Genomic DNA, 19444 nt, shown 5'->3' with positions numbered 1-19444 from the left:
CGTTCGCTAATCCAGTTTGTCGAGCGCCCCGGCAGCCAAAGCCTCTCGGAGTCTGAATTTCTGGACTTTGCCGGACGCAGTCAGCGGAAACTGGTTGCAGGCGAACCAGAGCGTCGGCGATTTGTGGTGCGCCATTGCCCCACGGCAGTGCTCGATCAGCTTCTCCGCGCGGCCGGACGCGTTTGGTGACAAGCGGACGACGGCCGCTACGACTTCTCCCCACTTTTCATCTGGTGCCCCGAACACGGCAACATCTGCCACGTCAGGATGCTTCAGAAGGCAGGCTTCGACCTCGACGGGATAGATGTTCTCTCCGCCGCGGATGATCATGTCCTTCAGCCGGCCGGTAACGCGCAGGTACCCACGCTCATCGAGCGTTCCAAGGTCGCCCGTTCGTAGCCACCCGTCCGTCGTGATGGCTTGGCGCGTGTCTTCTGCAGCGTCGAAATAGCCGATCATTGTCTGATAGCCTCGAGCCTGAATCTCGCCTTCCACGCCGATCGGTCGCACGCGCAGATCAATCGGATCTGCAATCCGTACTTCGACATTCCAGAGCGGTTTTCCGACAGTGTGCACAAGCTCTGTCTTAGGGTCTTCGACACTCGTCTGCGCGATAATGGGGCTGAGCTCGGTTTGGCCGAAGACCGTGACTACAGGAAGGCCAAGAGCGTCCTTCACCCGCCGGTGTATCTCCGGAGAGACCGGAGCGCCACCGGACAATGCGAGGCGCAACGACGAAAGGTCGCGTGGTGCCGTCTTCATAGCGTCGATCAGAGCGAGCAGCATCGTGGGAACACCGAACATGATCTCGGCTCTTGTAGCTTCGATGGCCTGAAGGACCGTGGGCGGATCGAAGAACAGCGGCAGCACAAGCGTGGCGCGCGAGGTCATGGAGCCGAGAACGCTCATCACAGACCCCGCCGTGTGAAAGAGCGGCATCGGGCTGAGCAGCACGCTGTTTTCCAGTCCGGCCCTGGCCGCAACGTAGCTTGCGTTCGTCACCAGGCCGCGGTGATGGAGCAGGGCGCCCTTGGGACGGCCTGTCGTTCCGGAAGTGTACTGGATCTGAGCGGCATGACCCGGGGCGATCGTCGGCAGTGTCGATGTCGGCGTGCTCCGAATCTCGTCGAGCCACCCCTCGAAAGCGTAGCACTTGAGACCGAGCTTCTCCATTTCATGGGCGACCGCACCGGTATCGACACCGCGGAAGCTCGACAGATGGAAGAGGGCGGAAGACTTGGACTGACGCAGCACTAACTCCAGTTCGCTAGGCTTGAAGGCCGGATTAGCCGTCACAAGGATCACGCCGGCGAGTGCGGCGCCGTACTGCAGGATTACCCATTCGGGGACGTTGGGCGCCCAGACGCAGATGCGGTCGCCCGTTTTGAACTTTGCGAGTAGCCAGCTCGCGCAGCGGCTCGCGTCGTCCTGCAATTGGGAGTACGTCCAGTGCCGGTCGGTTCTTGAGGCATTAACAGGCGAGGGTACGGATGCCGGCACGACCTCGATCAACGCGACACGATTGGGAACTTCGGCTGCCGTCTTGGCGAGTGTCGTCCCAATGCTGGCGTCGATAATGGCGCGCGTTGTGTCCGCCGGCCAATAGGATTCCAGAAGCTTCGTCGTACCCATTCTATCCTCCCTCGGGTTCTTGATTTCTGCCGTATCTTCTATTTCGCCTCGAGCAGTGTTCGCATCGCGTCTGCCCAGATAGTGACAAGTCGCTCTCGTCGTCCCGGAGAACTTCGAAGGTTCTCGGAGATCGCGAGCCCCCTAATGAAGTGGAGTGTCAGCGCTACGACGTCGTCGTAGGCTTCGGAATCCGTCCACTCGCCGAACAGCTGGACGTAGACCCGTTCAAGATCGCGCCGCGCACCGCGCTCGGCCGCGGTCAATGCCTGTTTCAAGGCGGCATCGGTGCGGGCCACAGCCCAGAGTTCGAGTTCGGCGAGATAGGCCGGTTGACGTGCAGCGAAGGCAAGCGCTTCGACCGCGGAGACCAGAGTGTCTGCCGGCCCCGCGCCGGCACGTCCCTGCGAGACAGCTTTTTCGTTCCGGCTTACCAGTTCGGCGACGCTCGCGGCCAACAGCGCTGCATGCGTAGGAAAGTGATGGAGAAGCGCGCCACGGCTGACTTCCGCTCGGTGCTGAACGGCAAGGGTCGTCGTGCCGGCGACTCCGACTTCGATCAAGCTTTCGACGGCAGCGTTCAGTATCCGCGATCGCGTAGTCTCGACCGTTCCGTCCGGGATACCGTTTTTCGCAATTCTTGGCATGGCGCATTCCTAAACAGTCAGCGTTGACTGTATCATAAAAGCTGTTACAGTCAATGCTGACTGTTATATACCCGGGAGGTCACCATGCCGAATTTCTCGACTCTCAGCATCGCGGTCCGCGAGGAAGCGCCGAATATCGCCCGTCTCGTCCTCGACCGCCCTGGTCGGTTCAACGCCATCGACGATGCGATGCCCGGAGAAATCCGGTCCGCCATCGAGTGGGCGGAGAAGAACGACGACGTGCACGTCATCGTCATCGAAGGCGCAGGCAAGGGATTTTGCGGCGGATATGATCTGGTCGCCTACGCTGAAAGCGAGATCGAGCACCCCTGCCAGCAGGAAAGTGAGCCTTGGGATCCGATGGTCGACTACGCGTACATGAAGAAAAATACCGAACACTTCATGAGCTTGTGGAAGTGCTCCAAACCGACCATCGCCAAGATTCACGGCGCCGCGGTCGCAGGCGGCAGCGACATCGCGCTGTGTTGCGACTTGATGGTGATCGCCGAGGACGCCCGGATCGGCTACATGCCTACGCGCGTGTGGGGCTGCCCCACTACCGCGATGTGGACCTTTAAGCTCGGCCCCACGCGCGCCAAGGAGATGATGTTCACCGGGAACATGATCGACGGCCGCAAGGCGGCGGACTGGGGATTGGCGAACGTCTGTGTTCCAGTGGAGCAGCTCGAGGCGGCGACACGAAAACTTGCCGACCGGATCGCTGGCGTTCCGAAGAGCCATCTCGCCATGCACAAGATGGTCGTCAACCAAGTCATGCTGACCATGGGTCTTGAGCAAACACAGTCGCTTGCGACCCTGTTCGACGGCATCACGCGTCACAATCCGGAGGGCTTGTGGTTCAGGCGGTACTCGCAGAAGCATGGCTTCAAGGCGGCCATCGAATGGCGAGACAGCGGACGCCCGATTCCGGAACGCGATGAGGCGCGGAAGCTGATCAACGAGATGGATGGCCGCAACTAGGCCTCTGGGAGCTCGTCGATGTCCAGCGCAATTCGCCCCGTCGATGCCGGGGCGTTGGCCGACTATCTGAAAACTCGGATCGACGGCTTTCAAGGCGCCGTCGAGATCGAAAAGTTCGCCGGCGGTCAGTCGAATCCGACCTACCGGTTGAAGACGCGTTCGAGGGTCTTCGCCATGCGGACCAAGCCAGGCCCGAAAGTCAGCCTACTGCCGTCCGCCCATGCGATCGAACGAGAGTTTCGCGTGCAATCCGCTCTGGCTCACAGCGATGTGCCGGTAGCGAAGATGTACCATCTATGCGAGGACGAGGAGGTCATCGGCCGCTCGTTCTACGTCATGGAGTATGTCGAGGGACGAATATTCTGGGATCAGACGCTTCCAGAGGCTGGTACGGGCGAACGGGCTGCGATCTACGACGAGATGAACCGTGTCGTCGCGAATCTACATTCGTTGAACTATCAGGCTTTGGGTTTGGACGACTTTGGTCGGCCTGGAAACTTCTTCGAGCGGCAGATCGGACGCTGGACGAAGCAATACCGTGCATCCGAAAGAGGCACGATCACCGCGATGGAGCGGTTGATCGAGTGGTTACCCGCAAATGCGCCGCAGTCGGATCAGACCTGCATCGTGCATGGAGACTACCGGATCGACAACATCGTCTTCCATCCAACGAAGCCGGAGGCGTTGGCGGTGCTAGATTGGGAGTTGTCGACGTTAGGTCACCCGCTGATCGACTTCGGCTACCACATGATGAGTTGGCGAAACCCGCCGGACGGCCTTCTCGGACTTGCGGAGGCCGATCTACCCGGCCTTGGGATCCCCACCGAACCTGCGTACCTCGCCAGATATCTCGAGCGAACCGGCTTCTCCGTTGACGATCACTGGAGGTTCTACCTGGCATTCGGTTACTTCCGCCTTGCCGCAATTTTGCAGGGCATAGCACACCGGGTCGAACAAGGAACGGCATCGAGTCCCAAGGCCAAGGAAAGGGGAAAACTGCCGCCGAGAGTCGCCGAACTCGGATGGCGGGTGGCGTGTGACGAAAGCGGAAGGGGAGCGGCATGAAAGAGGAAGTCGGCAAGCTGTTCGATCTCAAGGGCAGGACCGCATTGGTGACGGGCGGCTCGCGGGGACTTGGGCTGCAGGTTGCCGAGGTACTAGGCGATCTTGGAGCCCAAATAGTGCTATCGGCTCGGAGTTCGGAGGAACTTTCGGCGACGAGTGACCTGCTTGCTAAGAGAGGTATCTCGGTGGAGTGGGTTGCTGCCGACGCATCGAGGGACAGCGATATCGAGGCACTAGCCGACAAGGCGATCGAGAAACTTGGACACGTGGACATATTGGTGAACAACGCGGGCGCGAGCTGGGGCGCCCCCGCTGAGGATCATCCCATCGAGGCGTGGGACAAGGTCTTTAATCTCAATGTGCGCGGGCTTTTCCTTCTGACCCAGAAGATCGGCAAGCGCTCCATGATACCGCGGAACCGCGGCCGCATAATCAACATGGCATCCATTGCCGGCCTGATCGGAAACCCGCCCGGTACCCACCAGACGATAGCGTACAACACCAGCAAGGGAGCGGTAGTCAACTTCACTCGGGCGTTGGCCGCGGAATGGGGACCGCGAGGCATCACGGTCAACGCCATCGCGCCAGGGTTCTTCCCGTCCAAGATGTCGAACGGCGTCCTCAAGCAAATTGGGGACAGAGTGCTGCAGGACACTCCATTGGGGCGGTTGGGCGGTGACGAGGATCTGAAGGGCGCCGTTGCTCTGTTCGCATCCGAGGCGGGCAGGCACATCACGGGCCAGATACTGGCTGTAGATGGCGGGGCGACGGCTGTTTGACCAGCGAAGGGAAAACTTGACATGGGAATGCACGACCTGGCCGGAAAGGTTGCCGTCATCACCGGCGCGGGTTCGGGACTTGGCCGCGAATTCGCCGTCGCAGCGGCAGGGCGCGGAATGTCGGTCGTTCTCGCCGACGTTCAAGACGATGCCTTGGCGGGCACTCTTTCGGAGATTGAGCGCATGGGCGCTCCGGCGGTCGCGCGCCGCGTGGATGTCTCGCAGTCCAGCGAAGTCGAGGCGCTCGCCAAGGATTCCTTGTCAAAGTTCGGAGCGGTTCACCTGCTTTTCAACAATGCCGGCGTTGCCGGCGGTGGCGGGCTGGTATGGGAGACCTCCGAGACCGATTGGCGTTGGACGTTGGGAGTGAATCTTTGGGGCGTGGTGCACGGCATCCGTCATTTTACGCCGCTGATGCTAGAGGCGGCCCGATCGGATGCTCGGTATCGCGGGCGAATAATCAATTCGGCATCGATGGCCGGCCTCGTCAGCGCTCCACTGATGGGCACGTATAGCGCGACGAAGCATGCCGTCGTTTCGGTAAGCGAGACGCTCTACCACGACCTGGCACTGGTGACCGATCAAGTGAGCTGTTCGGTACTTTGCCCGTTCTTTGTCCCGACGGGTATCGCGCGATCCGACCGCAATCGACCTAAAGAGCTGGTTGACGAGCGGCCACCGACGAACGCTCAGGTAATCGCGCACCAGATGAATGTGCATGCTGTCGAACACAGCAAAGTATCGGCGTCCGAAGTCGCGCGCATGGTGTTCGACGCCATCGGCGAGGACCGATTCTACATTTACTCACATCCTCAGGCGATGAGCGCGGTGGAGCGGAGGATGCAAGACATCATTTGCCAGCGCAATCCGACGGACCCCTTGGCTGATAGGCCCGACTTTCGTCGGAAGATGGCTCAAGCTATCGGGTTCTAGCACCTCATTCCACGACCTCGGACACGCTGCGACCTTGTGCGGTCCGTGCCATCATCACTGGGCCGAATAGTCGAATTTCCGATTTCGATTGGACGTCGATCCTCTGCGCGTTGATCAATCGTCGATCATAACATTCGGCTCCTAGAGGCCGAGTAGGGGAGGTTCAAGAATGGGTCGGTCTGGGTTCGTCGACATCAACGCGGGTGCACGCCTCGATCGGCTGCCAATCTGCGGCTTCCATTGGCGCATACTCGCTCTGATCGGCGCGGGCATGTTCCTCGACGCCTTCGACATCTATCTTGCCGGCGGCGTTCTCGGTGCGATTGTCAAGGAAGGCTGGTCGACGATAGAGTTGAACGCCGCTTTTGTCTCCGCGACATTCGTTGGCATGACCATCGGTGCTTGGTTCTCGGGAATTCTTGGAGATCGCTTCGGTCGCCGCTTTTCGTATCAGATAAACCTCGCGATCTTCGGTTTGGCATCGATCGGTGCAGCTTTCGCGCCTAACATGTCGGTGCTGATCGGCCTGCGGTTCATAATCGGGATTGGGCTCGGCGCCGAAATCGTTGTTGGCTACGCGACCTTGACCGAGTTCGTACCGGCCTCATCGCGAGGACGCTGGATCGGCCTTTTGGCTGTCATCACCAATTTCTCGCTCTTCGTGTCCTCGATGGTCGGTCTGTGGGTGATCCCGAACCTCGGATGGCGATACATGTTCCTTCTCGTCGGCATCCTTGCGATGTTCGTATGGTTCCTCCGCAAGTCGATGCCGGAATCGCCTCGTTGGCTCGCGGCGAACGGCCGCGCGGACGAGGCCGAAAGGATCCTTTTGAAGATTGAAGCGGAGGCGTCAAAGAAGGGGCCGCTGCCACCTGTCGTGCAGATGGCTGGGGCGGAAGAGAAGCCAGGCTCGGTGTGGCGGCTTTTCCAGTCCCCTTATCTTGGGCGAACTCTGCTGGGCAGCCTATTGCACATCGTCGTCGGATTCAGCCTCTACGGATTTATCGGGTGGCTTCCGACCTTCATGATCAAGGGCGGCCATAGCGTGGTGTCATCTTTGGGCTATACCAGCGTGATGGCGCTCGGCGGGCCGGTAGGATCGTTGATCGGACTGATGCTGGCGGATCGCCTAGGGCGCAGGCTTTCGATTGTGTGTTCTTCGCTCGCTGCGGCCGTACTCGGCATTGCGTACCCCCATATGTCAGACGGCATCGCTCTTGCCGGGACTGGCTTCCTGCTCGTCACGGCAATCTACGTGATGCTCGCAACTGGTTTTGCCATGCACGTGCCCGAACTCTTCCCGACGCGTTATCGGCTTCGAGGTACAGCTATTTGCGCCACCTCCGGGCGCATAGCCACAGCGCTCGTCCAATACGTCGTGGTCGCAATCTTCGCCTGGCAAGGACTTACCGGCGTGCTGACAACGCTGGCCGGGATTCTGGTGTTCCAGGCGCTGATCTTCCTGATCTTCGGCTTCGAGACCAAGGGGCAGTCGCTGGAAAATGTATCTGCGGTACCGGATGGCCTCGGCGGGGCGCAATCCCTTGGCCAGCGGCCGGCAGACGTCGGCGTCTAACTTAGGTCGGAGCAAACCGCCGTGATCCGCTCACGGAGCCATCCGTTCGCGTTACTCTGGTCGTATCGTCGGTGCCAGTACAACATCCAGGCGAACGGCGCAGAGTCGAACGGAAGGTCTTCCATCCTCAAGCCGTCGTCCATCAGGACCGCGGCTAGATGCCTTGGCATCACAGCGAGCAGGTCGGTCTGCTTGAGAACATGCGGGACGACCAACCAATGCGGAACATTCAAGGCAATCCGTCGCTGCTGCCCCCTTTCTGCGAGCACGTCGTCGACGAAGCGAAGGTCGGTTGGGCTCATGGACACCTTCATCTGCTCCTGGGCGATGAAGCTTTCGAATGTCAGGCGGCCACGCTTGATGGGGTGATGGCGCCGCATAAGACAGATCATGCGATCTTGGAGCAATGTCTCGGAGCGGATCGATGCCGAATGTTCCAGGCCCATGCTGACCGCCACGTCGATTTCGTCTCGCTCCAATGCGTCGACAGTCAACGACGGCGACAAGTGGATCGTATTGTAGGAGATTCGCGCATTCGCGGGGCGAGCGGCGGCAAGTCTTGGAAGCAGGAGGCACGCCAGAATGTCCGACATTCGGATGGTGAACGTGCGCTCCGACTGCGACGCGTCGAACCCAGCATCGCTGACCATGACACGTTCGACTTGCCGCAGCGCCTGACGGAGCGGCTCGGCAAGCTCATTCGCCCGAGGGGTCGGCTTCATCCCAGTCGTGGTGCGGACCAGAAGCTCATCCTCGAACATCGCTCGCAAGCGATTGAGCGCGTTGCTCATCGCAGGCTGGCTAAGCCCAACGCGATCGGCGGCCTTCGTCACGTGCCGTTCGGTCAGGAGCGCGTCGAGCGCCACGAGGAGATTGAGGTCGATCGAGCGAAGGTTCATTGATCATTCATATCGTGAATGTCGAGAGATAACAAATCCATTTCACGGATGGCGCCAGGGTCGGTACGTCTCGGGTGCAACCAAGGAGGCACAGATGAGCTTTGAGACGATCAAGAACGAAGTGAAGGTCTGCATGTTCGACCAGTACGGTACTGTCGTCGATATGCAGGGGGGGCTGGTCAAGATCGCGACGCGGTTTCTCAAGCAGAAGGGTTGGACGGGCAATCCGAACTCCTTTGTCACGTGGTGGCGCCGTACCCACTTCGAGAACTCAATGATCGACGCGCTGCTGCACCGCGAGCACACGCCCTACCGCGAGATCGGTCACCGCGCCGTATCGCAAGTCATGGACCGGTCGGGCATCAAGTACACGAAGGACGAAGTGAAGTATCTCGTTGGCGAGATTGAGAAGCTCGAATGCTTTCCCGAGGTGCCTGAGGCGCTGGCAAAGCTCCAGACCAAGTACAAGCTTGTCGTGCTCTCGAACGGTGACCGCGACATGCTCGAGACCGCCAAGAAGTACCACAAGATCCCGTTCGACAACGTGATCTCTGTCGCCGAGGCCAATTCATTCAAGCCGCACGTCGCTACGTACACAAAGGGTGCCGAGATCCTCGGTCTCAAGATGGATCAGATACTCTTCGTCGCCAATCACGCCTTCGACGTCATCGGCGCCAAATCAGCGGGCATGCGTACTGCGATGATCAACCGGCGTAACCGGCCGTTTGAAGAGACGCCGCACAAGCCCGATGTCACGGTTGAGACGATGAAGGATCTGGCGGATGCGATCGTCTAGTACGGAAGCTCTCTCCGGCATCAAGGTCCTGGACCTATGCCGCGTCGTCTCCGGCCCCTTCGCCACGATGCACCTCGGCGATCTCGGTGCGGACGTCGTGAAGATCGAAGATCCCCGTGTCGGCGACGAAAGTCGTCGCTACGGCCCTCCGTTCGTCAACGGCGAGAGTTCCTACTTTCTGTCGGTCAACCGTAACAAGCGGAGCTGCGCGATCGACCTGAAATCGCCGGCCGGCCGGGACGCGGTGATCGCGCTCGCCAAGGCCGCCGACGTCGTGATCGATAATTTCAGGCCCGGTACGCTCGACAAGTGGGGCCTGTCCTACGCTGCGTTGAGCGCCGGCAATCCCAAGCTCATCCAGTGCAGCATCTCCGGATTTGGCAGGACCGGTCCGGACGCGAACCGGCCCGGCTACGACCTGATCCTGCAGGGCGAGTCCGGTGTCATGAACATCACCGGCGATCCGGACGGTCCGCCCATGAAGGTCGGCACGTCTATCGCGGACCTGGTCACCGGCCTCTATGCTTCGCAGGCGGTTCTTGCCGCGCTCATGAAGCGCGAGAGGAGCGGTGTTGGCGGGCGTGTCGATGTCTCCATGCTGGACGCGATGGCCTCGCTGTTGACGTTCAACGCCGGCATGTACTTCGCGTCCGGAGAAAGTCCAAAGCGTCGCGGCAACGTGCACCCAACGATTAGCCCGTACGAAACCTTCCAGGCCTGTGACGGCTGGTTCAACCTCGGCGTCGCCAACGACAAATTCTGGTCGCTGTTCTGCGCAGTCATCGGTCGCCGCGACCTCGAGACCGATCCTCGCTTCGAGTCCGCTCCCAAACGGGCGGCCAACCGCGGTGCGCTCGGCGGGATCCTTCGTCCCATCTTCAAGGCAGAACCGCGGGATCGCTGGCTCGAGATGTTTGGTGGCGCCGGCATTCCATGTGGTGCGATCCGAACGGTCGGAGAAGTCTGCGAAGCACCGCAACTCGTCCGACGCGACATGATCCAGACCGTGACGCATAAGGTCGCCGGCGAAGTAAGGTTCGTTGCCCGGCCGCTGCGCTTCGACGACAAGCCTCCCGCGCCGTCCGCACCGCCGCCGACGCTTGGTGAGCACACCGTCGAAGTGTTCGAGAGCTGGCTCGGGTGGACGCGGAGGGAAGTGCTAGATTTCGCCTCGAAGGGCGCGTTCGGCGACGCCGCGCTGAAGCAATCGGCGGAGTAGGGAGGTAGGAGGGATGGACGAAGCGCAGGTGCGGGAACTGATCGTTGCGGCCATAGGCGACGGCCGCCACGAATTTGGGTCGTTCTTCCTGTCGCGGTTCTTCGGGATGGCGGTCTCCTACGAGGCCGACGCCTGCATCGTCTCTCTCGATGTGAAGCCCTACATGTTCAATCCGCAGGGATCGCTTCACGGCGGCGTGCTGGCGACTGCTCTTGACATTTCGATGGGACACCTTCTCAAGCACCAGTTCGGCGCCGGCGCGACGCTCGAGATGAAGATCCAGTATTTCGCGGCGGTCCGCAGCGGCATTGTCAACTGTCGTGCCAGATTTCTGAAGAAGGGACGAAAGACCTTCTTCCTCCAGTCGTCCGCCGCGGATAGTGCCGGCGAGATCATCGCCCATGCGACCTCCACCTGGAAGCAACTGTGAACGATGTCATCGCAAGGCTCCGTGAGCTGCTCGGCCCCGATTGCATCATCGATCTGGCATTGGCGGAGGGATTTCTGTCGGACTGGCGAGGTCTGTTTCACGGGAATGCCGCGTGCGTTCTCCGCCCAAGGTCGACAGATTTGCTCGCGCAAAGTCTCCGAATTTGTCATGAATCCGGGGTTGCCATCGTTCCACAGGGCGGCAACACCGGGCTTGTTGGGGGCGCCACGCCGGACAACACGGGTCTCCAGGTCGTCGTCAGCACCGGGTTGCTGAGGAAAATCAGGAAGGTCGATCCCGTCGATATGTCCATAGTCGCGGAAGCGGGCGCGACCGTCGCCGAGCTTCAGAACGCCGCGGCGGAGGCGCGGGCCTCGTTTCCGCTATCTTTCGCCTCGGAGGGTACTGCTACGCTCGGCGGCGCGCTGGCAACGAACGCGGGCGGCATCTCGGCCGTCAGGTACGGAAGCGCGAGGGATCTCCTGCTCGGAATGGAGGTCGTGCTGCCCGACGGACGCGTCTGGAATGGCTTGCGCACGCTGCGGAAGGACAATACCGGATACGCCCTCCGGCAGCTCTTCGCCGGTTCCGAGGGAACGCTCGGCATCATTACGGCCGCGGCTATGAAGCTGGTGCCTCTGCCCGTCGCTCGCGAGGTCGCTTTCTGCGCGGTCAAGACAGAGGACCAGGTCTTGGACTTTTGGATGAAGCTCCGCGCGGCCGCAGAGGGCAACGTCCGAGCCATTGAGTATCTCTCGGGTTCTTGCGTCGAGTTGGCGAAGCGAGAGGGGCTTCGCTCACCCGTCGAAAAGGCGGACCACTATGTCCTTGTCGAACTGACTTCGAGCCGTCCGGAAGCCGGCCTGAAGGACTTCCTGGAAGCGTTTCTGACCGACAGGCTCGAGGACGGCAGCATCGCCGATGCCGCGCTTGCACAAAGCGGAGAACAACAGAAGCAGATCTGGCGTCTACGCGAGGATCAGACCGAGGTTCAAAAGAAGGCCGGCTACGACTTCAAACACGACGTCGCCGTGCCCGTGGCGCAGGTCCCCGAACTACTGCGCCGAAGCCGCGCCCATATCGGAGCAGTCTTTCCCGACGCCACGCTCGTTCCGTTCGGTCATGTCGGAGACGGCAACATCCACCTGAACGTCATCCTACCCGCGGCGCTCGGTGCCGAACGAGCAGCCGAGCAGGGCAGGCAGATCAGCAAGTCCATCTATGATATCGTGGTCTCTTTGGGTGGCACAGTTTCGGCCGAACACGGTATCGGTCGGGCCAAGGTCGACCTGCTTGAAAGCAAAAGAGATCCAGTTGAGCTCGATCTCATGCGCCGGATCAAGGCGTCGATCGATAACGAGGGCTCGTTCAATCCCGGCAAGTTATTCCGGCTCTCGCGAACCGAAACCAGATCAAGAAAAAGCGGCCTGTCCGAGTGACTGCTGACGGTATCGTCTGGAAATCAACGAAAGCCCAAGAAAGCCCGTTTCGACTCGGCGTTCGTCTAGCGCGTCGATTGAGGCCAATACTTGCTGAAGGTACAAACCGTCAGAGCCACTCAAATTTTCCTGTGAATTCAAGATCGAAAAAATTGGGCGGGTATACCGTCGAGATTAGACCGTCAGCTCAAAGGATTTGTGCTTGAAAATCAACGCTGAAAGCTCTTCTTAAATGATAGAGTGGGAGTAGGGCCCGCGGCTGCCTATCGCGTAGCTTGGCGTATTCTTGCGGCCACGTTGTTTTCTTCCTTCCTTTGGACGTCAAGGTGGTTGCCGATTTAGCCTCTCCGGAACCAATACTCCACCGTCCATACGCTGATGGAGCATTGCGGCGTATCGCAGCGTGCAGAAGGGCAGGGCCGAATCTCTGCTTTAGCCCGAAAAGTATCGCGCGGGTCGGGCGGGATAAGGCCAAGGCCATCAGAGCCACGACCGTGCTGCTGGCATTCGAGGTGTACGCCAAGCCCCATATTGGAGCGAATTGTTCACTTGAGCGAGGAGCACCGCGACCAACGGCCGTGATCACTGAAGCACGGAGCTCCTCCATACTTGGAAACCCAAGCGATTGAACTGATTCCAATTCTTTGAATCAGTTCGGATGAATGACGCAGGTGGCCACGGTTGCAAGCTGCAGACGGTATTGGCTGGCTGCGCAAAATCGGGCAGGCAATTCTGTGGAGCCAGCTTGACGGGGTGGTTGGCTCGATACCACGAGCAGCCGGTGTCGCACGCGGGTAATCGGCCAGCAATCGCCGTGCGGAGGTCGGCGTTGGTGCAAAGCGGACCTCACAGGAATCTGGTCACGAGGACTAGATCTCCGTTAGTCGAGAAGGGCCGCTAAGGTTCTGATCGCCCGCCATAAGAATTCGCTATGGCGGCAGACTGCAGTCGTGCTTCCCCTGTCATCAAACGTAAATCTATTTTTACCGTTGGACGCGGCAAAAGAAATTCAAGGCAAGACCACAAAAGTGGCGGTGCTCGCGGACGCATCATTTGATAGCAGCAACGGAGCGGGGAAATGACGATCGAATTGAGCCGACGCGGATTTTGCATCGGAACGGCCCTGATTGGATTGCAGACCGTTTCCTCCGGTGCCTTTGCAGCGCGAAGCGAAGATGGCACGGTCAGGCTGGGTCTGGTCGCACCGATGAGCGGCCCGAACGCCCGGTACGGAGCCTTTTCGCTGCGCGGTGCCCAGATGGCCGCTAAGGAAATCAACGATGCGGGCGGCGTGGGCGGACGCAAGATCAATGTCATGCCAGGGGACAGCCAGGGCACGCCGGTCGAGGGCGTCTCGGCCACCCGCCGCCTGATCGACCAGGATCAGGTCGACTTCATTATCGGCGACGTCTCGAGTTCCGTGACGCTGGCCATGCAGCCGGTCGTCGAGGACGCCGGCGTCCTGCTCCTCAACGCGGCCTCGTCGAACCCGATGATCACCTACAAGGCGGGCGTCGGTGGCTTCAAGTGGACGTTCCGCAACTATCCGACCGACGAGAACCGCTCGCTGCTCGTGCTGCAATACGCGGCCGAGAAGAAGGGTTTCACAAAGTATTCTGTTCTCTCGGTCGACACCGACTACGGTCGCGCGGCCATCCACTTCACCAAGAAGTATCTCCCGCGCTTCAAGAGCGAGATCCTGACGGAAGACTACTACAAGGAAGGCGAGGTGGATTTCCGCAGCGTGCTCTCCAAGATCCGCGATTCCGGCGCCCAGGCCATCATCATGTACGGCAACGCCGACAGCGCGCCCATTGTCGGGCGCCAGATGATGGAAGTCGGGATCGCAGGCAAGATCCCGCTGATCGGCAATGCCGAGTTCAATACGGCGAGCACCATCAAGGCGGCGCCGAAGGCGATGGAGGGGGCGATCGAGGCGGCAGCCTGGCTTCCGGGATACGACTCTCCGAAGAGCAAGGCCTTCGTCGACAAGTTCACCGCCGAATACCGCGAGGCTCCCAACAATCACGCCTATGTGCACTGGGAGACGGTGCACCTGCTCGCCAAGGCGATCGAGCAGGCCAAGAGCATCGATCGCGAGAAAGTCCGGGCCGCGCTCTCCGGCATCCACTATGATAGCGCGGTCGGCGAGGTCACCTTCGACGATCACAACCAGGCGCGCCTGCCGATGATCCTCCTCGAGATCGAGGGCGGCAAGCCCGTAGTCAAGGGCGCCTACAAGGCCGAGATCGACTATCCCAAGTAAACCCGCGGAACGGTAGGCGCCATGTTCTACACGATCATCGAACAGGTCGTTAACGGCATCGTTTCCGGATCGGTCTACGCGATCGTTGCCGTCGGCATGACGATGATCTTCGGCGTCCTGCGGGCCATCAATTTCGCCCACGGCGAATACTACATGCTCGGGACCTTCGGGGCCTGGTTCGCGATCGAGTACTTCGATCTGCCCTATCCGGTCGCGGTCGTGATCGGCGTCGTTGCGACGGCCGTGATCGCTGTCGTCGTCGGCAACTTCGTGATGCAGCGGATCGTGGGAGCGCCGGCCGAGGCCGGCGTCCTCGCCACCCTCGGCGTCGCGCTGATCCTGCAGAACACGGTCATCCTGGTCTTCGGCGGCAGCTACAAGTTCTTCTCGGGCGGCTACATCGAGCCGGTGAGCGTTTTTGGCTTCACGCTGGCCGAACAGCGCATCCTGATCATCATCGTCGGCCTCATCGTGTTCGTCGGGCTCGAGCTGATGGTCACCTACAGCCGGATGGGCAAGGCCATGCGCGCGGTCTCCCAGAACATCGAGTGCTGCGCGGTGGTGGGTATCGATGTTCGCCATATCGCACTGTGGACGTTCATCATCGGAGCCGGTCTTGCCGCGCTTTCGGGCGTGCTGACGGCACCGGTGAACGTGAGCGTCTACGGCGGCATGGGCGAGCTGATCACGTTCAAGACCCTGCCGATCATCATCATGGGTGGACTCGGCAACGTGCGCGGCACGTTCGTCGCCGCCATGATCCTTGGTATCGCCGAGAGTCTGGTCGCCACTTATGTCGGCCTTCAATTCCGCGACACGGTCGGGTTTGCGACCCTGATGCTGGTTTTGATGTGGCGCCCACATGGACTCTTTTCCGCGCAGGCGCGCTTTTAGATCGGTGGTGATGACAGGTGAGCGAGATCGCCCGAGAGCCGAACATGACGCCCGCTGAACTCTCAGCCGCGACCACGGGACGGGATCTTCGCCTTCCCTTTGGCATCGCGCTCGTGGCGCTGGCCTGTGTCGCGCCGCTATTCCTCGGCAATTATCCGTTGCACGCGATGATTATCGCGCTGATCTTCCTGTTGCCGGCGCACGGGCTCAACCTGCTGCTCGGTTACACCGGGCTCTTGTCGCTCGCGCAGGCCGCCTTCTTCGGCATCGGCGCCTACACGTCCGCGCTGCTCGCGGTGCATTTCGGCACGCCCTTCTATGTGAACTTCCTGGCAGCCGGTCTCGCGGCCGGCGCCATTGCGCTGCCGCTCGGAATTCCGGCGCTGAGGCTGCGCGCGACGTCGTTCGTCATGTGCACGCTGGGTTTCGTCATCATCGGGCAGGCCATCGCCAAGAACTGGATCAGCCTGACGCGCGGCGACATGGGGCTGGCGGCCATTCCCAAGCCTTACTTTGCGCTGGGGCCGGCTTCGTTCACCGTGTCGGGCACGGTTGGCTTCTACTATCTGGTCCTCGCGATCGCCGCCATCGCTACACTGGTCGCCTACCTCATTGTCCGTTCGCCGGCGGGCCGGAACATGATCGCGATCCGCGAGAACGAAACGCTTGCCGAATCCGTGGGCATCCCAACCTGGCACTACAAGCTGATCGTCTTCATGATCAGCGCCGCTTTCGCCGGCCTCGGCGGCAGTCTCTATGCGCACTACCTCACCGTCGTCAGCCCGCTCACCTTCCAGATGTACTATTCGACGACGATGCTGATCATCGTGCTCGGCGGTGGGGCGGGGACCATTTCGGGCGTCATCTTCGGCAGCCTGCTGTTCGTCGGTCTCACGGAAGCGCTTCGCGTTGCCCCGGAGCTGCGCATGATCGCCTATGGCTTCTTCCTGCTCGGGCTGGTCTTTTGGTTTCCAAGCGGGTTCGCCCCGCTCATTGGCCGCTTCTGGTCGTTGCTGGAGAGGCGCAAATGACCGGACTCCCGATCCTCTCCATCTCCGGCCTCTGCAAGTCTTATGGTGCGGTCCGTGCCGTCGATGGCGTCGATCTCCATGTCGATCGCGGCGAGATTTGCGGATTGATCGGCCCAAACGGGTCGGGCAAGTCTACCTTCTTCGATTGCGTGACCGGGCTTGCCAAGCCCAATGCGGGGGCAGTGAAGCTCGACGGCCAGGACATCACAGGCTGGTCGCTGAACGACATCGCACGCGAAGGCCGCATGTTGCGGTCCTTCCAGAAAACGGTGGTGTTCGGTGCGCTCGACATCGAGGAGAACCTTGTCATCGCCGGCCAGATGTTCACCTTTCCGGGAATCTGGTCGACTTTCGGCATCGGCGCCGCCGCCCGCAATCGCGTGGCGGCGCTCAGGGAACGGGCGCGCGAGCTGATCAAGATCGCCGGCCTCTGGGACGTCCGTTTCCAGCCCGCCGGAAAGCTCTCCGGAGGTCAGCAGAAGCTGATCCAGTTCGCCTCGATGCTGATGCCCGAGCCAAAGCTGATCCTGCTCGACGAGCCCATGGCCGGCATCAATCCGAAACTGATCGAGCGCGTGGTCGAGAGCATCCGCCTCGCCAACACCTCCTTCGGCGTCAGTTTTCTGATCATCGAGCACAATATCGACGTGGTCACGAGCCTGTGTAAACGCGTCGTCGTGCTCGACCAGGGACGCAAGCTCGCCGAGGGAACACCCGACGAGATCGTCCAGAACCAGGCGGTGCGGGAGGCCTATCTCGGTGGCTGAGTCCTCTCTCTCGATCAAGGACCTGCGCGCGGGCTATGGCTCGCTCGACATCCTCAACGGCGTCAATCTCGACGTGCCCCAGGGTCAGTTCGTCGCGCTGATGGGACCGAACGGCGCCGGCAAGTCGACCCTGCTCAAGACGCTCTACGGCATGACGACCATCAAGGGCGGAAGCGTCAACTGGCAAGGCAAGGACATCACGTCGCTGAAGTCGCGCGCGATCCTGGCTGAAGGCATCTCCTGGGTGCCGCAGGGACGCTGCAACTTTCCGGTCATGACGGTCGACGAGAATTTGCAGATGGCCGCCTATACGCTGCGCGACAGCAGGGTGAAGGCGGAGCGGGACTATGTCTATGACCTCTTTCCAGTCCTGAAGACGCGCCGCAATACGCTCGCTGGCAACATGTCCGGCGGCGAGCAACAATTGCTGGAAGTCGCGATGGCCGTGTTGCAGCGGCCGAAGATTCTGCTGGTCGACGAGCCCTCGGTCGGTCTGTCGCCGACCGCGATCGGCGTCGTCTTCGATGAGCTGCTGCGTATCAACGCCGCTGGCCAGACCATTCTGCTGGTCGAGCAGAACACCAAGAAGGCGATGGCGGTGGCGCAGCGCGCTGTCATCCTGCGGCTGGGCAAGGTGATTTGGGATGGACGCCCCGCCGATATTACCCACGACGAGCTCGGGGAGCTCTTCCTCGCCGGCCGCATGCGCGGTGAGACCGACGTCGAACATTGATTTGGGCGCCCGCTCGTCGGGCGCGGACACCATTCGCAACGCAAAAGGACGACCACAGTGACGATCTTCGTGCCGGCCGCGCGCGTCTCGCGCATCAAGATTTCTCCGACCACCGCGGCGTCCGCTCGCGTTCGCGAGCTGAAGGCGGCTGGACGCGACATCGTCGACATGGCAATCGGCGAGCCTGATTTCGACACGCCCGATCATGTCAAGGCGGCGGCGCATGAGGCGATCGACCGTGGCGAAACCAAGTATACCGCGGTCAACGGCACCGTCGCCCTGCGCAAGGCAATCATCGCCGACTACAAGCGCCGCCTCGGGCTCGAATATGCCGACAACGAGATCTGCGTCGGCGGCGGCGCCAAGCAGATCCTGTTCCTCGCGCTGATGGCGAGCGTGGAGGAGGGCGCGGAGGTCATCATTCCCGCACCCTATTGGGTCTCCTATCCCGACATGGTCATTGCCAATGACGGCAAGCCCGTCATCGTACGCTGCTCCGAGAACCAGGGATTCAAGCTGACGGCGGAGGCGCTGGAGGCCGCGATCACGCCGAAGACGCGCTGGCTGATCCTGAATGCACCCTCGAATCCGACCGGCGCGGCCTATTCCCGCGCGGACCTCAAGGCGATCGGCGACGTGCTGCTGCGCCATCCGAATGTCCTCGTGCTTTCCGACGATATCTATGACCAGATCTGGTACCGCTTCGAGCCTGCGACGACGCTTGCGGCCGCGGTACCAGAGCTCAGGGATCGCGTCCTGCTCACTAATGGCGTGTCCAAGACCTATGCCATGACCGGCTGGCGGATCGGTTATGCCGCGGGGCCCGCGCCGCTGGTTGCCGCTATCAACAAACTGCAGTCGCAGATGTCGTCCTGCCCGTCGTCGATCAGCCAGGCCGCCGCCGCCCATGCGCTGAGCAGCGACCAGTCGTTCGTTCGCGACAGCGTCAAGCTCTACAAGGAGCGCCGCGACTATGCCTGCGCGCGGCTCAATGCGATCCCGGGTCTGTGGTGTCTGGTGCCTGACGGTGCCTTCTATCTCTATCCCGGCTGTGCCGGCGTGATCGGCAAGACCACGCCTGATGGAAAGGTCATCGAGAACGATCTCGATTTCGTGCTCTATCTGCTCGACGATGTCGGTGTGGCCGCCGTGCAGGGCGCGGCCTATGGGCTCTCGCCGTATTTCCGCCTGTCGTTTGCAACCTCGATGGAGGCGATCAAGGACGCCTGCGACCGCATTGAGAAGGCCTGCAAGGCGCTTCGCTGAGCGCGGGCGCCGCCGCGGCATCCGAAAAGCGGCCGCATCGGCGAGAATCTCATTGAAATCAATAGGCTAGATAAAGGATAGTGCAGCTCCAGAC

General features: G+C 61.0%; 18 protein-coding genes. 15 read left to right on the top strand and 3 right to left on the bottom strand.

Features of this window, described 5'->3' with window-relative positions; genetic code table 11:
• Positions 1-6: 6 nt before the first annotated feature.
• Together AC0WRY_RS20980 and AC0WRY_RS20975 are read right to left on the bottom strand one after the other, a co-directional pair.
• Complete coding sequence (locus tag AC0WRY_RS20980; protein WP_194402676.1) at positions 7-1632, bottom strand: AMP-binding protein; 1626 nt, start codon at positions 1630-1632, stop codon at positions 7-9.
• A gap of 38 nt (positions 1633-1670) precedes the next feature.
• On the bottom strand, positions 1671-2276 hold the full coding sequence (locus AC0WRY_RS20975; protein ID WP_194402675.1) for a TetR/AcrR family transcriptional regulator: 606 nt from the start codon (positions 2274-2276) through the stop codon (positions 1671-1673).
• 84 nt (positions 2277-2360) lie between these two features.
• Between AC0WRY_RS20975 and AC0WRY_RS20970 the strand changes: the two genes are divergently transcribed.
• The 5 genes from AC0WRY_RS20970 to AC0WRY_RS20950 all read left to right on the top strand — a co-directional run bounded on the left by AC0WRY_RS20970 (position 2361) and on the right by AC0WRY_RS20950 (position 7610).
• On the top strand, positions 2361-3257 hold the full coding sequence (locus AC0WRY_RS20970; RefSeq protein WP_194402674.1) for a crotonase/enoyl-CoA hydratase family protein: 897 nt from the start codon (positions 2361-2363) through the stop codon (positions 3255-3257).
• 18 nt (positions 3258-3275) lie between these two features.
• Entirely contained in the window at positions 3276-4322 is a 1047-nt protein-coding gene (locus tag AC0WRY_RS20965; RefSeq protein ID WP_194402673.1) for a phosphotransferase family protein, read from the top strand.
• Positions 4319-5101 (top strand): SDR family oxidoreductase, encoded by a 783-nt coding sequence (locus AC0WRY_RS20960; RefSeq protein ID WP_194402672.1) that lies wholly within the window; start codon positions 4319-4321, stop codon positions 5099-5101. Before AC0WRY_RS20965 ends, AC0WRY_RS20960 begins: the two co-directional genes overlap by 4 nt.
• Positions 5102-5122: 21 nt before the next feature.
• Positions 5123-6034 (top strand): SDR family oxidoreductase, encoded by a 912-nt coding sequence (locus AC0WRY_RS20955; protein WP_210346975.1) that lies wholly within the window; start codon positions 5123-5125, stop codon positions 6032-6034.
• A 169-nt stretch (positions 6035-6203) separates the two neighbouring features.
• The gene (locus tag AC0WRY_RS20950; RefSeq protein ID WP_491120758.1) at positions 6204-7610 is read left to right on the top strand and encodes an MFS transporter; all 1407 of its coding nucleotides are present in this window, start codon (positions 6204-6206) and stop codon (positions 7608-7610) included.
• Here AC0WRY_RS20950 and AC0WRY_RS20945 read toward each other — a convergent pair.
• A complete protein-coding gene (locus AC0WRY_RS20945) occupies positions 7607-8509 on the bottom strand; it encodes a LysR family transcriptional regulator (RefSeq protein WP_194402670.1) in 903 nt (300 codons plus the stop codon). The genes AC0WRY_RS20950 and AC0WRY_RS20945 overlap by 4 nt on opposite strands.
• Before the next feature lie 133 nt (positions 8510-8642).
• On the opposite strand from AC0WRY_RS20945, the gene AC0WRY_RS20940 reads away from it, so the two are divergent.
• The 10 genes from AC0WRY_RS20940 to AC0WRY_RS20895 all read left to right on the top strand — a co-directional run bounded on the left by AC0WRY_RS20940 (position 8643) and on the right by AC0WRY_RS20895 (position 19350).
• The gene (locus AC0WRY_RS20940; RefSeq protein ID WP_246776286.1) at positions 8643-9305 is read left to right on the top strand and encodes a haloacid dehalogenase type II; all 663 of its coding nucleotides are present in this window, start codon (positions 8643-8645) and stop codon (positions 9303-9305) included.
• Complete coding sequence (locus AC0WRY_RS20935; RefSeq protein WP_491120755.1) at positions 9292-10524, top strand: CaiB/BaiF CoA transferase family protein; 1233 nt, start codon at positions 9292-9294, stop codon at positions 10522-10524. Before AC0WRY_RS20940 ends, AC0WRY_RS20935 begins: the two co-directional genes overlap by 14 nt.
• A 13-nt stretch (positions 10525-10537) precedes the next feature.
• Positions 10538-10954, top strand: coding sequence for a PaaI family thioesterase (locus AC0WRY_RS20930; RefSeq protein WP_194402667.1), 417 nt, complete (start codon positions 10538-10540; stop codon positions 10952-10954).
• Complete coding sequence (locus AC0WRY_RS20925; protein WP_491120753.1) at positions 10951-12393, top strand: FAD-binding oxidoreductase; 1443 nt, start codon at positions 10951-10953, stop codon at positions 12391-12393. Before AC0WRY_RS20930 ends, AC0WRY_RS20925 begins: the two co-directional genes overlap by 4 nt.
• A 1078-nt stretch (positions 12394-13471) precedes the next feature.
• Positions 13472-14659: an ABC transporter substrate-binding protein gene (locus AC0WRY_RS20920; RefSeq protein ID WP_194402665.1), complete on the top strand. Its 1188-nt coding sequence runs from the start codon at positions 13472-13474 to the stop codon at positions 14657-14659.
• A gap of 21 nt (positions 14660-14680) precedes the next feature.
• Positions 14681-15553 carry a branched-chain amino acid ABC transporter permease gene (locus AC0WRY_RS20915; protein ID WP_194402664.1) on the top strand — a complete coding sequence of 291 codons (873 nt, stop codon included), beginning with the start codon at positions 14681-14683 and terminating at the stop codon, positions 15551-15553.
• A gap of 44 nt (positions 15554-15597) precedes the next feature.
• The gene (locus AC0WRY_RS20910) at positions 15598-16584 is read left to right on the top strand and encodes a branched-chain amino acid ABC transporter permease (RefSeq protein WP_194408345.1); all 987 of its coding nucleotides are present in this window, start codon (positions 15598-15600) and stop codon (positions 16582-16584) included.
• On the top strand, positions 16581-17351 hold the full coding sequence (locus AC0WRY_RS20905) for an ABC transporter ATP-binding protein (RefSeq protein ID WP_194402663.1): 771 nt from the start codon (positions 16581-16583) through the stop codon (positions 17349-17351). The genes AC0WRY_RS20910 and AC0WRY_RS20905 overlap by 4 nt, the downstream gene beginning before the upstream one ends.
• A complete protein-coding gene (locus AC0WRY_RS20900) occupies positions 17344-18084 on the top strand; it encodes a branched-chain amino acid ABC transporter ATP-binding protein (protein WP_491120749.1) in 741 nt (246 codons plus the stop codon). Before AC0WRY_RS20905 ends, AC0WRY_RS20900 begins: the two co-directional genes overlap by 8 nt.
• Positions 18085-18141: 57 nt before the next feature.
• Complete coding sequence (locus AC0WRY_RS20895) at positions 18142-19350, top strand: aspartate transaminase (RefSeq protein ID WP_194402661.1); 1209 nt, start codon at positions 18142-18144, stop codon at positions 19348-19350.
• Positions 19351-19444: the final 94 nt, after the last annotated feature.

This window comes from Bradyrhizobium sp. T-12 (genome assembly GCF_058314695.1).
Note: the sequence above shows the minus strand (reverse complement) of the source record. Positions and strands in the feature narration are given on the sequence as shown.

Coding starts and splice junctions, on each gene's coding strand:
- AC0WRY_RS20980 (WP_194402676.1), bottom strand. CDS start 1,632: ATGGGTACGACGAAGCTTCTGGAATCCTATTGGCCGGCGGACACAACG.
- AC0WRY_RS20970 (WP_194402674.1), top strand. CDS start 2,361: ATGCCGAATTTCTCGACTCTCAGCATCGCGGTCCGCGAGGAAGCGCCG.
- AC0WRY_RS20955 (WP_210346975.1), top strand. CDS start 5,123: ATGGGAATGCACGACCTGGCCGGAAAGGTTGCCGTCATCACCGGCGCG.
- AC0WRY_RS20930 (WP_194402667.1), top strand. CDS start 10,538: ATGGACGAAGCGCAGGTGCGGGAACTGATCGTTGCGGCCATAGGCGAC.
- AC0WRY_RS20975 (WP_194402675.1), bottom strand. CDS start 2,276: ATGCCAAGAATTGCGAAAAACGGTATCCCGGACGGAACGGTCGAGACT.
- AC0WRY_RS20920 (WP_194402665.1), top strand. CDS start 13,472: ATGACGATCGAATTGAGCCGACGCGGATTTTGCATCGGAACGGCCCTG.
- AC0WRY_RS20905 (WP_194402663.1), top strand. CDS start 16,581: ATGACCGGACTCCCGATCCTCTCCATCTCCGGCCTCTGCAAGTCTTAT.
- AC0WRY_RS20940 (WP_246776286.1), top strand. CDS start 8,643: ATGTTCGACCAGTACGGTACTGTCGTCGATATGCAGGGGGGGCTGGTC.
- AC0WRY_RS20910 (WP_194408345.1), top strand. CDS start 15,598: ATGACGCCCGCTGAACTCTCAGCCGCGACCACGGGACGGGATCTTCGC.
- AC0WRY_RS20950 (WP_491120758.1), top strand. CDS start 6,204: ATGGGTCGGTCTGGGTTCGTCGACATCAACGCGGGTGCACGCCTCGAT.
- AC0WRY_RS20965 (WP_194402673.1), top strand. CDS start 3,276: ATGTCCAGCGCAATTCGCCCCGTCGATGCCGGGGCGTTGGCCGACTAT.
- AC0WRY_RS20915 (WP_194402664.1), top strand. CDS start 14,681: ATGTTCTACACGATCATCGAACAGGTCGTTAACGGCATCGTTTCCGGA.
- AC0WRY_RS20960 (WP_194402672.1), top strand. CDS start 4,319: ATGAAAGAGGAAGTCGGCAAGCTGTTCGATCTCAAGGGCAGGACCGCA.
- AC0WRY_RS20945 (WP_194402670.1), bottom strand. CDS start 8,509: ATGAACCTTCGCTCGATCGACCTCAATCTCCTCGTGGCGCTCGACGCG.
- AC0WRY_RS20935 (WP_491120755.1), top strand. CDS start 9,292: ATGCGATCGTCTAGTACGGAAGCTCTCTCCGGCATCAAGGTCCTGGAC.